This is a genomic window from Corynebacterium sp. 212_CJEI, assembly GCF_001055915.1.
GTDB lineage: Bacteria > Actinomycetota > Actinomycetes > Mycobacteriales > Mycobacteriaceae > Corynebacterium > Corynebacterium jeikeium_D.
The window spans coordinates 1-11,262 of record NZ_JVPT01000061.1; the positions used below are offsets into that span (position 1 = coordinate 1).

12 protein-coding genes and 2 riboswitches are annotated in these 11,262 nt (G+C 57.1%); of the genes, 3 read left to right on the forward strand and 9 right to left on the reverse strand.

The annotated features are described in order from the left end of the window. Window positions 1–197: 197 nt before the first annotated feature. Window positions 198–1,460, reverse strand: a complete 1,263-nt coding sequence (gene murA / locus ADB02_RS07130) for a UDP-N-acetylglucosamine 1-carboxyvinyltransferase (protein ID WP_224783814.1) — start codon at window positions 1,458–1,460, stop codon at window positions 198–200. Window positions 1,461–1,507: 47 nt separating this feature from the next. Here murA and ADB02_RS07135 point away from each other — a divergent pair, with 47 nt between their 5' ends. Then, a complete protein-coding gene (locus ADB02_RS07135; RefSeq protein WP_049190259.1) occupies window positions 1,508–2,107 on the forward strand; it encodes a cob(I)yrinic acid a,c-diamide adenosyltransferase in 600 nt (199 codons plus the stop codon). A 71-nt stretch (window positions 2,108–2,178) separates the two neighbouring features. Here the strand turns inward: ADB02_RS07135 and ramA are convergent, their stop codons facing one another. The 5 genes from ramA to ADB02_RS07160 all read right to left on the reverse strand — a co-directional run bounded on the left by ramA (window position 2,179) and on the right by ADB02_RS07160 (window position 6,702). Continuing rightward, the gene (ramA, locus tag ADB02_RS07140) at window positions 2,179–3,015 is read right to left on the reverse strand and encodes an acetate metabolism transcriptional regulator RamA (protein ID WP_005511953.1); all 837 of its coding nucleotides are present in this window, start codon (window positions 3,013–3,015) and stop codon (window positions 2,179–2,181) included. A gap of 461 nt (window positions 3,016–3,476) precedes the next feature. Beyond that, window positions 3,477–3,747: riboswitch (cobalamin riboswitch) on the forward strand. A gap of 195 nt (window positions 3,748–3,942) precedes the next feature. Then, complete coding sequence (locus ADB02_RS07145; RefSeq protein ID WP_049190261.1) at window positions 3,943–4,767, reverse strand: energy-coupling factor ABC transporter ATP-binding protein; 825 nt, start codon at window positions 4,765–4,767, stop codon at window positions 3,943–3,945. Window positions 4,768–4,769: 2 nt separating this feature from the next. Next, window positions 4,770–5,507 carry a cobalt ECF transporter T component CbiQ gene (cbiQ, locus tag ADB02_RS07150; protein ID WP_049190262.1) on the reverse strand — a complete coding sequence of 246 codons (738 nt, stop codon included), beginning with the start codon at window positions 5,505–5,507 and terminating at the stop codon, window positions 4,770–4,772. Further along, window positions 5,504–5,881 (reverse strand): energy-coupling factor ABC transporter substrate-binding protein, encoded by a 378-nt coding sequence (locus ADB02_RS07155; RefSeq protein WP_049173058.1) that lies wholly within the window; start codon window positions 5,879–5,881, stop codon window positions 5,504–5,506. Before ADB02_RS07155 ends, cbiQ begins: the two co-directional genes overlap by 4 nt. A 38-nt stretch (window positions 5,882–5,919) precedes the next feature. Further along, complete coding sequence (locus ADB02_RS07160) at window positions 5,920–6,702, reverse strand: energy-coupling factor ABC transporter permease (RefSeq protein ID WP_049190264.1); 783 nt, start codon at window positions 6,700–6,702, stop codon at window positions 5,920–5,922. A 67-nt stretch (window positions 6,703–6,769) separates the two neighbouring features. Next, a riboswitch (cobalamin riboswitch) is annotated at window positions 6,770–7,038 on the reverse strand. A gap of 303 nt (window positions 7,039–7,341) precedes the next feature. Between ADB02_RS07160 and cysK the strand changes: the two genes are divergently transcribed. Beyond that, the gene (cysK, locus tag ADB02_RS07165; protein WP_049173059.1) at window positions 7,342–8,274 is read left to right on the forward strand and encodes a cysteine synthase A; all 933 of its coding nucleotides are present in this window, start codon (window positions 7,342–7,344) and stop codon (window positions 8,272–8,274) included. A 115-nt stretch (window positions 8,275–8,389) separates the two neighbouring features. After that, window positions 8,390–8,983: a serine O-acetyltransferase EpsC gene (gene epsC, locus ADB02_RS07170; RefSeq protein WP_049190263.1), complete on the forward strand. Its 594-nt coding sequence runs from the start codon at window positions 8,390–8,392 to the stop codon at window positions 8,981–8,983. Between the two features lie 100 nt (window positions 8,984–9,083). Here epsC and ADB02_RS07175 read toward each other — a convergent pair whose 3' ends face one another. The 3 genes from ADB02_RS07175 to ADB02_RS07185 all read right to left on the reverse strand — a co-directional run. Then, window positions 9,084–9,365: a GNAT family N-acetyltransferase gene (locus ADB02_RS07175; protein ID WP_042388192.1), complete on the reverse strand. Its 282-nt coding sequence runs from the start codon at window positions 9,363–9,365 to the stop codon at window positions 9,084–9,086. Window positions 9,366–9,472: 107 nt separating this feature from the next. Beyond that, window positions 9,473–9,928: a hypothetical protein gene (locus ADB02_RS07180; protein WP_049190265.1), complete on the reverse strand. Its 456-nt coding sequence runs from the start codon at window positions 9,926–9,928 to the stop codon at window positions 9,473–9,475. Between the two features lie 149 nt (window positions 9,929–10,077). After that, on the reverse strand, window positions 10,078–11,262 hold a 1,185-nt coding region (locus ADB02_RS07185), incomplete at its 5' end, for an IS3 family transposase (protein ID WP_080969624.1).

Below are 11,262 nucleotides of genomic sequence, written 5' to 3' on the forward strand. Positions count from 1 at the left end.
GATACATTACACACACCCCACCCAAAGACACAAAACCCCAGGTAAAATAGCGAAAACCACCACAAGCCACCACAGGAGAATCACTCCTTACGGTTCTGAAGCATCCAGAACCGAAGACTTGCGATGGTTTTCCGCACCGCGCGTTTAACTAGCACCGTGCGCTTAGCCGTTAGCCATTGACCAGAGGCCAACAATCACTAGCTAACCCGTTCAACAGAAGCGCCAAGAGAATTGAGTGTCTCTACGAAGCCCGGGTAGCCACGGTCGATGTGATAGACATCGTGCACCTCAGTGACGTCACCTTCTTCAGTACACAGCCCAGCAAGCACTAGTCCCGCTCCGGCGCGAATGTCCGAAGACCACACAGGTGCGGAACTCAGCGTTTTCTTTCCGCGAATCATCACGTGGTGGCCATCGATAGTCGCGTCCGTGCCGAGGCGAATCATCTCGTCGACAAACCGGAAGCGCGACTCAAAAACGTTCTCGGTAAGCACTGACGTCCCTTCGGACACCGCGGACAGAGCAATGGCCATGGGCTGCATGTCCGTCGGAAAGCCTGGGTATGGCAGCGTTTGATAGTTCACACCCTGCGGACGCCTGTCCATACGCACGCGGAAGCCCTGCGGGTAGGTCTCGACCTGAGCGCCTGCGTTCTTCAGTTTTTCCAGAGGAAGGTGCAGGTACTTAGGGTTAATGCCAACGACCGTAATATCGCCGCCGGTCATCGCTGCAGCATAAGCCCAGGTCCCTGCGATAATTCGGTCGCCGACAACCTTGTGCTCAGTCGGGTGCAGCTTCTCGACGCCCTCAACCGTGATGGTGTTAGATCCCGCACCCGAAATCTTGGCGCCCATCTCCACGAGCATCTCGCACAGGTCGACAATTTCGGGCTCACGGGCGGCGTTATCCAGCACAGTCGTACCTTCCGCTAGTACGGCCGCGGTCAGAATATTCTCGGTCGCGCCGACGGACGGGAAGTCCAGCTTGATGTTCGCCCCCTTGAGTCGCCCCGCCTCAGCCACCACGCAACCGTGGTGAATATAGGTGCGCGCGCCCAATTTCTCCAGGCCAGCCTGATGCATGTCCAGCGGGCGGGAACCAATAGCGTCACCACCGGGCAGTGCGACAATCGCGTTACGGGTACGCGCCGTCAGCGGCCCGAGCACACAGACCGAAGCGCGGAACTGGCGCACGGCATCGAAGTCGGCGTGATGCGAGAGTTCTTCGGGCACCGTGATCTCAATCCGGTCGCCCTCGCGCGTAACGGAGCAGCCGAGCCCTTCGAGGACCTTTTGCATCAATGGCACGTCATCAATTTCAGGGCAGTTCGTCAGTACTGTCGTGCCCTCGGCGAGAAGCGCCGCACCCATCAGTTTCAGAACCGAGTTCTTCGCCCCGGAAATCTGAACCTGACCATTTAGCGTCGCTCCGCCTTTAACCAGAAATCGCTCATTTCCCACTCCCCCAGCCAACCACATTTCGCAATATCGCGCTTAGGCTTGAAGCTATGAGCGTTCATCTAACTCGCATTTACACTCGCACCGGCGACGACGGCACCACTGGATTATCCGATTTCAGCCGCGTTCCCAAGGATGATTCTCGCCTTATCGCCTACGCCACGTGCGAGGAGGCCAACGCCGCACTCGGTCAGGCGCTCAGTTTCGGCACGCTTGACGACGAGGTCTCGGCTGTCATCCGCTACGTGCAGAATGACCTCTTTGATGCCGGAGCCGACCTGGCAACACCTGTTGAAGAAAACCCGAAGTACCCGCCGTTGCGTATCGAGCCGGATTACATCGAGCGACTCGAGCACTGGTGCGACCAGTTCAATGAACAACTGCCGAAACTGGATTCCTTCATCCTCCCGGGAGGCACACCAGCCGCAGCACTGCTACACACAGCTCGGGTGATTACTCGCCGAGCTGAGCGTGCAGCATGGGCTGCCTGCCGCGAATTTCCCGAAACCACCTCAGTCCTACCGGCGAAGTATCTCAATCGCCTGTCTGACCTGCTGTTTATTCTTTCGAGAGTGGCCAATGACGGAAACGACGTTAAGTGGATCCCCGGTGGTGAGCGCGAAGCCCAGCGGCAAGCAGGGGGTAAGTAGCGGGTCAGGTAGCAGAACTGACTACCCCAATACCCGCGGGTTTGGACGCAAAGGAACCGTCGTCAAGCGGTTTACGGCAGTGCGCCGATGCGACGGGCCGCGTTGACGGCCTCGTAGCGAGTATGGGCGCCCAGCTTGCGCATTACGGAGCGGAGGTAGGACTTAACCGTCTCGGCACCGATGCCCATTTCCTCTGCGGCCTCGACGTTGGTGTGACCGAGGGCGACACAGGCGAGAACATCGAGCTCACGAGCCGACAGCTTGGTGGTCTGCTTGACGCGAACCGGGGTGACCATCTGGTCACAGAGCACCTCGAGTTCCTGGCGCAGCTTCTCGTCATCCACACGGTTAGCGAGCATGCGCAGCTTGGAGTGCGTGGAACGAACCTGCTCCCACTCAGCGCCATTCATGATGCGGCCGCCCTTACCGTTGCCAGAACGATCCATGTTGCGGCAGGCATCGACGACAGCGAGGTCCTGCTCCAGGCAACGGGCGGTCATTGTGACCTCTTCAAGAACCTTGTCCCCCAGGCGCACCGAGGAGTGCACGCCACCGTAGAGCACGCCACGGACAAGACGCGAAACGATCACCGGCACGGCGACCAGCGAGTGCAGGCCTTCGTCACGAATCTTGTCGTCATACTCATGGGTAATAACCTTGGCGCGCAGGTAGTCACTGACACCCACCGGGCGGCGCGTGGCCAACACGCGACCACCGACACCCGCACCCGATTCCACAGTCAGATTCTGCAGGGCCGGAGTACGCAGGCCAACCCAGTTGTTGATCTGCATCTTAGAGTTATCGGTGACTTCCGCATACATTGTGACCGGAATACCAGTCGCATTCTTTAGGGCGACCAAGGACGACTTAATAACCTCATTGTCGTCCAGAATGCGGTGGGGATCCATCTCGCGTCCTCCTGCGTAACGGGCAAATTGCTTCACTGGCACCCACAGAGGCACCATCAGCCTGTGACTTCGCGCCGACTTACACTCCTACGAAATGGCCAACTACCGCTCAGCGGCCACTGACCCTTTCGGGGGCTGTAAACCGTACAAAGTAGATAGTACCCTCCGAACGGGTACACCTGCATTAAGGCATCCGTCACACAATCTTAGGAAACAACTAGGTTTCTCTACAAGTACGTAAAGAAAATACCAGGATAAATCCTGTCATTAGCCCCGCCTCGGCCGAATAAATACAAGGCAGGGGGTAGCTATTTTTCCGCTAACAAACTGCGTGAATGTTGATAACAGAGGGTAATGAACGGCGTTTTACCCCCAATGCGGACATTTTCGAAAAAGACCTTCGCTTATTTTGCATCGTGCGCTATTGTCATACATGCAACAGGTTTTGTTGAGTTCCACTTTCAATGCTACGTCCTCCACGTGGTTGTCCGAAGGTGGTGCACAGCAAACGCAAGAGGGAATCCGGTGCAATTCCGGAACTGTCCCGCAGCGGTAATCTGGAACAAAATTCGCCAACGGCACTGAGGTTATTTCAACCTTGGGAAGCGGCGAAAAGTAGGAAAATTGATAATAAGGATCTGCACGTAAGCATTGAAGCTTGCGGCAGTCGTCATCCCCTTATTGTCGGTCACGCCAGAAAGTCCGAATACCTGCCTGATGCGCCGAGGGCACTGCAAAGTGCCACGGCCACGGAGATCGCCCGCGGACAGGTGTGACGTGAAATGGAAGCGAAGAAATGCGACAGCTTCGCCTATATTTCTAGGCCTATTTTCATAGGCATTACGCCCTGCCCGCGGGCGTTTTTCTCATTTTTAGCGCGGTTTAGCTGCACATATCGATGAGCTATTCACCAACCAAGCCACTCGCCTAAACATCCTCTGGATGGCACACATCTCGCCCAATCGCCTTGGAGACCACGGGCGCCCAGGGCAAAGCCAGTCGAGCATGTTCGACCAACCGTCGATCGGCCAAAATTTCTTCCTTGGCGCCGACGCGCAGTTTGCCGTCGGCAAGCACCGCTGCCCTATCGGCGAAATTCCACGCGAAGTCGATGTCGTGCGTGGCGACGACGACGGCAGTGCTCTGATCGCGCAATTGATTGAGCGTGTGTGCAAGCTTTCGGGTCGCCTGCGGATCGAGGCCGGCGGAGGGCTCGTCGAGAAGCAGCACACGCGGATGCATCGCCAGCGCACCAGCGAGAGCGACGCGCTTGCGCTGACCATAGGAAAGCTGGTGCGGAACGCGTTCGGCGAGATCGGTGATCTCGGCGGTACCTAGAGCCTGCCGGACGCGCCGTTCGACTTCCTCGTTCTTAAGCCCCAGGTTGACGGGACCGAACGAGACGTCTGCAAACACGCTAGCCGCGAAGATTTGCTCATCCGGATCCTGCGTGACCATCTGCACTGAGCGACGGACCGCATTGCGGCCGTGCCGGGAGTACGTGTAGACGGTGCCGTCAAGGCGGACCTCACCACTATTGGGCTTAGACGCTCCCGCGAGCATACGCAACAGCGTGGACTTGCCCGAACCGTTTGCCCCCAACAGCGCTAGGCGCTCGCCACCCGAAATTGCCAGATCCACGCCTTTCAGAACGTGGGTTTCGTCGTAAGCGTATGTAACTGCAGCCGCTTCGACAATGACACCGTTGGCACCATGTACGTGATCAGCGCGATTTTTCCTGCTGCTCGACATCCCTATACACCCCATTTCAGCAGCGCCCAGGCCGCAATCAACGACAAAAGTAATGCACTGGATATCGCGATGAACTTCGGCTGCCTGGGCCGCGAAATCACCAGTACTTTCATTGCGCTCGGATCGGCGCGCAGCTCGATTCCCTCTTGCATCTTGCGCGCGCGGGTAAAGGCAATTACAAAGAGGCTGGCGGACTGTGCCGCTACATCTCGGATCATCGCCCGGCGCGTGGAGTGTCCCAAGCGTCGTGCTTGCGCTTCCGTCATCGAGTGTGCGGAGTGAATCAGCACGCCGGTCATCCGGTAAATCACCTCGGCGAGGTACGTCAAGTATCGCGGCAAGCCGTGCTTGTCGAGCCAGGCAATGAGCTCCGAAATCGGAGTGGTCAGCGCAAAGACCATCGTGCAGCTGATACCCGCAAACGAACGCATCACAACCTGCGCCATTCGCTGCGGGCCATCCGGCGACCACGCGAGACCGTCGGGAGTAAGCGCTACCAAAAGCGGAAACGCGCCGACGAGCACAAAAGCCGCCGGTGCCAGCACCATTGCCACATACAGCTTGCGGGGCACTCGGGCTATGTACGCAATAGACCAAGCAATGACCGCAATGACAGGCGCAAAGGGAATTGGCGGTAGCGCAACCGCCAGAATCAGCAGCCCACCGAGCAGCAGAATCTTTTCACCCACGTTGCGGCGTGCCCAAGCGCTGCGCGCCGCTGCAGCTTCTAGCGCATTCACTGCTCTTTCTCGCGCTTGTCCGAACGCGCAGCAGCCTTCCCTCGGTAGAAGCCAATAACGTAGAACAGGACGCCAGCACCGATAACGGCCTGGAGCGCGAACAGACCCGACTCGACCTCACCCGGCAGCTCGCCGACGAGTGGCTCGAACCACGGCTCGTAGTTCGGGTCGATTTCCTGAATTGTCTCCGTAGCGGTGGCATCAGTGCCGGCGAACGGCTCCTCGGCGTCGTCGTCCCCGTAGTTGAAGAACAGCGGGAACATGGCAATTACGACTACCAGGACAATGAGACCAACGCTGACCCACACGGAGTTCTTCTTCGGCTGGCTAGCTGCCTGTGCGTCGACAATCTGCGCGTTGTTTTTTGCATTCATAATCGTGCTCTCTTTCGCTTCTTTTCGCTTGACGACGGCTACTGCTTCTGGCCAGATACGGATGCAGCTGCCGCATTCTGCGAAGTGACAGATCCTGCAACAGCGTCAGCCGTGGCTTCTGCAGCTTTCGCCTCCAGCGCCGGTGCTGGCGCATCACCGAAGCGGGACAGGAAGCCGAGATCGAGGAGCTCAGAATGTGCCACGGCCAGCAGGGTGCGCATGAGAATGACGGTGACCAGAGCCTCGATGATCGCCAGCGGAATCTGCGTGATAGCGAACAGGCCGAGGAATGTAGCCAGAGCGCCGCCGACACCGCCCGGGTTTGCCGGGTGTGCAAGAGCGAGCTGCACGGAGGTCACAACATAGGTGGAGAGGTCAGCGAAGAACGCTGCCATAAACACACCTGGTAGCAGGCCTCCGCCGAGCTTTCGGGTCAATACGTAGAAGGCGTAGCCGACCCACGGGCCGACGATTGCCATGGAGAAGATGTTCGCACCGAGCGTCGTAATGCCGCCGTGAGCGAGCAAGATTGCTTGGAAGAGCAACACGATGGAGCCAAGCAGCGCCATCACCGGAGGTTTGAAGATTACAGCACCAAAACCTGTACCCGTCGGGTGCGAAGTGGAACCCGTCACGGATGGAATCTTGATTGCGGAGAGCACGAAGGTAAACGCGCCGGCAGCACCGAGCAGCATGCCGCTACCGGGATGTTCTTTCATAGTGCGCTTGACTTGAATTGCGCCGTGAATGACAAAGGGAGCGGCAGCTACGCCCCACCCAATGCAATGAGTAACTGGGAGAAATCCCTCAGCAATATGCATGATGTAAATCATCTTTCTACGGCGCTATTCACCTCGACAGCACCGCTCGACCGCCAATCCGCGGACGCGAATTGGATGATTTACAGTCGGTCTCCTGGCTGATGGGCTGAGGAAAGCTTCACACTTCTATTAATGCTTCGCCTCCTTCCCCAAAGGTTTGAGTCCCCCTGAGTGGCTTCGACGAAGCACCGCAATCGCTGAGTCCATTGTCTGCGTTTTCCGGTTATCGCATATAACCGCTGTGCAGATAAGGGCCGCAATCGCGCCCAATCACAGTGGCGAGGGCCGCTGCCTATTTACAAGGCATTCCCGTGCACTGTAAATCACGTCTCAGAATAGTGGATTCTAAGAAACTTTAATGCTCTTTACCCTCACAATGGAGGTAAGGACGAGCAAGGCAATGAGATAGCGTTAACGTGGCAAGAGCAGGAGCATTGCGACAATAGCGGTGCGACTGCGACGACGCCGGCCGCGGCGACTATGACGGTGGCAACACCGGAACTGACAGCTTCCACTTCCCTACGCAAGCCATAAAATAGACGAACTGGTCTGTACTAATTGCAGGATCAGGCGTACACTACGGCTACACGCGAAAACTCATTAGGAAGTCCTCTGTGATTTCCGGACTGGATAAGATTAATGACTATTTATAACGATGTCACTGAACTGATCGGCAACACCCCGCTGGTTAAGCTCAACCGTGTTACCGAGGGCCTGCCGGGCAACGTGATTGCCAAGCTGGAGTTTTACAACCCTGCCAACTCGGTCAAGGACCGCATCGGCAACGCAATTATCGATGCCGCCGAGCGCTCTGGCGAGCTCAAGCCGGGCGGAACCATCGTCGAGGGTACCTCGGGCAACACCGGTATCGCGCTGGCAATGGTCGGCGCAGCCCGCGGTTACAAGGTCATTCTCACTATGCCGGACACCATGAGCCAGGAGCGCCGCGTCGTTCTGCGCGCATTTGGCGCTGAGCTTGTACTCACCCCGGGCGCGGATGGCATGCGCGGCGCTGTCGATAAGGCCAACGAAATCGTGGCTAACACCGACAATGCAATCCTGGCTTCCCAGTTCGCCAACCCGGCCAACCCGGCTATCCACGAGGCAACCACTGGTGAAGAAATCTGGGAAGCTACCGACGGCAAGGTTGATTACTTCGTGGCTGGTGTCGGCACCGGCGGCACCATTACCGGTGCTGGTCGCACGCTGAAGAAGCACAACTCGGACATCAAGCTGGTTGCCGTTGAGCCGAAGGCCTCCCCGCTGCTGACCGAGGGCACCGCCGGCCCGCACAAGATTCAGGGTCTGGGCGCAAACTTCGTCCCAGAGGTTCTCGATCAGGAGCTTCTCGACGAGATCATTGCGGTTACCAACGAGGACGCTATTGAGGTCTCCCGCAAGGTCGCTGCAGCCGAGGGCATCCTCGGCGGCATTTCTGCCGGTGCAAACATCAAGGCTGCTCTCGAGATTGCAGCCCGCCCGGAGTCCGAGGGCAAGAACATCGTCGTGATTGTTCCTGACTTCGGCGAGCGCTACGTCTCCTCCATCCTGTACGAGGATCTGCGCGACTAAGACCAAGCGCTATAAACGCCCGTAACCTTCTCTGCAGAGCCCGCTAGCTGGCACTTTCCGTCGGCAAGCGGGTTTTTTCATTGCCCACACTTCCGACCAGATAGAATTGACGCCCATGAGTGACTTTTTCCGAATCCTCAAAGAGGATCTGGACAATGCCCGCGCGCACGACCCAGCTGCGCGCAGTGATGTAGAAAATGCCATTGTCTACTCCGGCCTACACGCAATCTGGATTCACCGATTCTCGCACCGCCTCTGGAAACGAGGCGGGATTTCCAAGGGCATTGCACGAGTACTCGCACAGTTTTCCCGTTGGCTGACTGGTATTGAGATTCACCCGGGCGCTCAAATTGGCCGAAGGTTCTTCATCGACCACGGTATGGGCATCGTCATTGGCGAAACCGCAGAAATCGGTGACGGCTGCATGCTCTACCACGGCGTGACGCTTGGCGGCCGCTCACTGGAGAAGGTAAAACGCCACCCCACCCTGGAGGACAACGTCACCGTCGGAGCAGGTGCGAAAGTCCTTGGCCCCATCACAATTGGTGCAGGCTCATCAGTCGGCGCCAACTCCGTGGTCACCCACAGCTGCCCACCCGATTCCATCGTGATAGGAATTCCGGGCCGCGTACGCCCTGCCAAGCCCGACGAGCACAAGCCGTTGTGCGATCCGGCGGTGTACGTCCAAGGTGACGGGGACTTCATCTAGCCCCGCCCTAAAACTAGCTCTACATACAAAAGCCGGCCGGCTGCTCTTCCTATCGTGAGCAGCCGGCCGGCTGCTTTGTGCGTTCTTTGCCCTTCAGCGACTAGTCAGCCAGTAGATCCTGGTATTCCGGGTTTTTCTCCACGAAGTTGGCAACAGCGGAGCAGCTGGTGCGAATCTTTCGGTTGTTCTTCCGAACATCATCCAACGCGCCTGCGATAAGCGGCTTGGACAGGCCTTGTCCACGGAACTTGCCATCTACAACCGTGTGGTCAAAGTCCAGGGCACCTTCCACCGGGGTGTAAGCGGCAAAGCCGGCCTCTTCTCCCTCCACGGTGAGAACGTAGCGCTGACCGGCCTCATCATGCGAAATAGTGTGTGCCATTTTCGGAATCACTTCCCTCTCATGGTTGTGAAGCGTCGTCATTGCAAACGACTCTTAGGATGTAACCCAGATAACAGCTCTCGCTTCGGATTAATTCCGAATCCCGGCTAGTTCTGCACTAGCGGGGGTTCGCCCGGGTGCTCGTCGGCACGCCCGACAGCGACACGGCACGGGACATCGCCCTTCGCGACCTTAGTCGCAGCCTCCCCCTCTGCCCACCCCGGGCTGACGGCCTCAGCGAGCGGGCCTGCCAGATCCGCCATTTCGCAGTGAGACAGCCCCGGAGCCACCACACTGATGCGGTAACGCTTCCGATCCCCCGGATCCATGCCCGGGTTGGCCTCCGCCCACAAATCAGCGAGCGAAGAGGTGCGCCCCACATCGGGCATGACATCCTCGTAGACGTTGACTTCCTGATCCGGAATCAGTTCCGCGAGCACCCCACGAACCTTCTCAGCAGCCGATTGGCTGCCCTCAGCATCCGTGTAGACGAAGATGCGCACGACCCACGGCAGCGTCTTATCGTGGGACAGCGTTCCTGCTGAGGCGAATTCCTTACTCATGCACAACATCCTATCCGCTAGGGTGTGTACGCGGTTTAATTTCCCCCACTTTAAGGCTTTCGCACGGCTCGATGCACTGTGCTTTACGACGATCCCCGCGGGTTAAGTGACAAAAGGGGATGCGGACGTTTTTTTGGACAGTTTCAATCTCACGCTACATTGACTTTTCGGTATTCGGCAATGCTCAAACCATCGAGGCTGATCTTGATTCGGTGATTGTTGTAGAACTCAATGTATGTCGCGATTGCTTCTTTGAGCTCTTGAGGGTTCTGCCAGGTTCTGCCGTAGTACATTTCGTTTTTCATTCGGCCGAAGAACCCCTCGCATGCTGCATTGTCGGGGCTACAACCTTTCTTCGACATCGAGCGAAGTATTCCGAACTTCTCGGTCATACTTCGCCAGCTGCTGCCTCGATAATGTGCTCCGCGGTCTGAGTGAATCACCAAGGAGCCATCCATTGCCGGCTTTTCGGTTGCGATTGCTGCGTACAAAGTTTCTTCTGCTAACTCCATGGTGGGATGAACACTTGTTTTTGCTGCCACGACCTTCCCGTCAAAACAGTCAATGATGGCAGACAGGTACACGCGACCTTGGTTAGTAGCGAAAACACTGATGTCAGTCAGCCACAACCGATTTGGATGCTCAGCATGAAAATTACGGTTCACCAGGTTAGGTGGTGCGGGAGAAATTTCCCCTTGATAGCTGGAGTAACGCCACTTTCGTTTCGGGAACCAGGGACGAATTCCCTCTTCGTGCATGAGACGGCGGACGACCTTCTCACTGATAACGATCCCGCGATGGCGCAGTTCCCACCAAAGTCGGCGATAGCCGTAGGTGTTATTCGACTCAGAACTAATCTCATGAAGCAATTCGCGGATATGCGCGTGCTTATCCGGAGCAAATCGCTGTTGGAGTTGGTAGTAGAAGCTTGATGCCGCAAGATCAATAGCAGCAAGCAGCATAGATAACGGAAACTCGCCGCGTAACGCGTCAACCACTTCAGCCTTGTGCTTATTGCTGAGCTGCCCCGGGATGACGCTGACGTCTTTTTTTACAAGTTCCAGCTCCTTTTCCAAAACAGCCTTGTCAACGAGCAGTTGAGCCATTTGCTTTTTCAGTTCTGCAGGATCATCGGCTAATGATTTCTCGAATGCTGCTCGGGTGGGCATGCGAGTGTGCTCTTTGCGTTCTCTTTTCGACATCAAACCCCATTTTCCCTCTTCACGGTGGCGTTGTGCCCAAGAATAGACACTCATCTTTGAGCGCAGCTCGCATTCCACAGCGGTGTCAGCTGGCCTCCAACCAGCGTTGAAGAGCTCAACAGCACGAAGCTT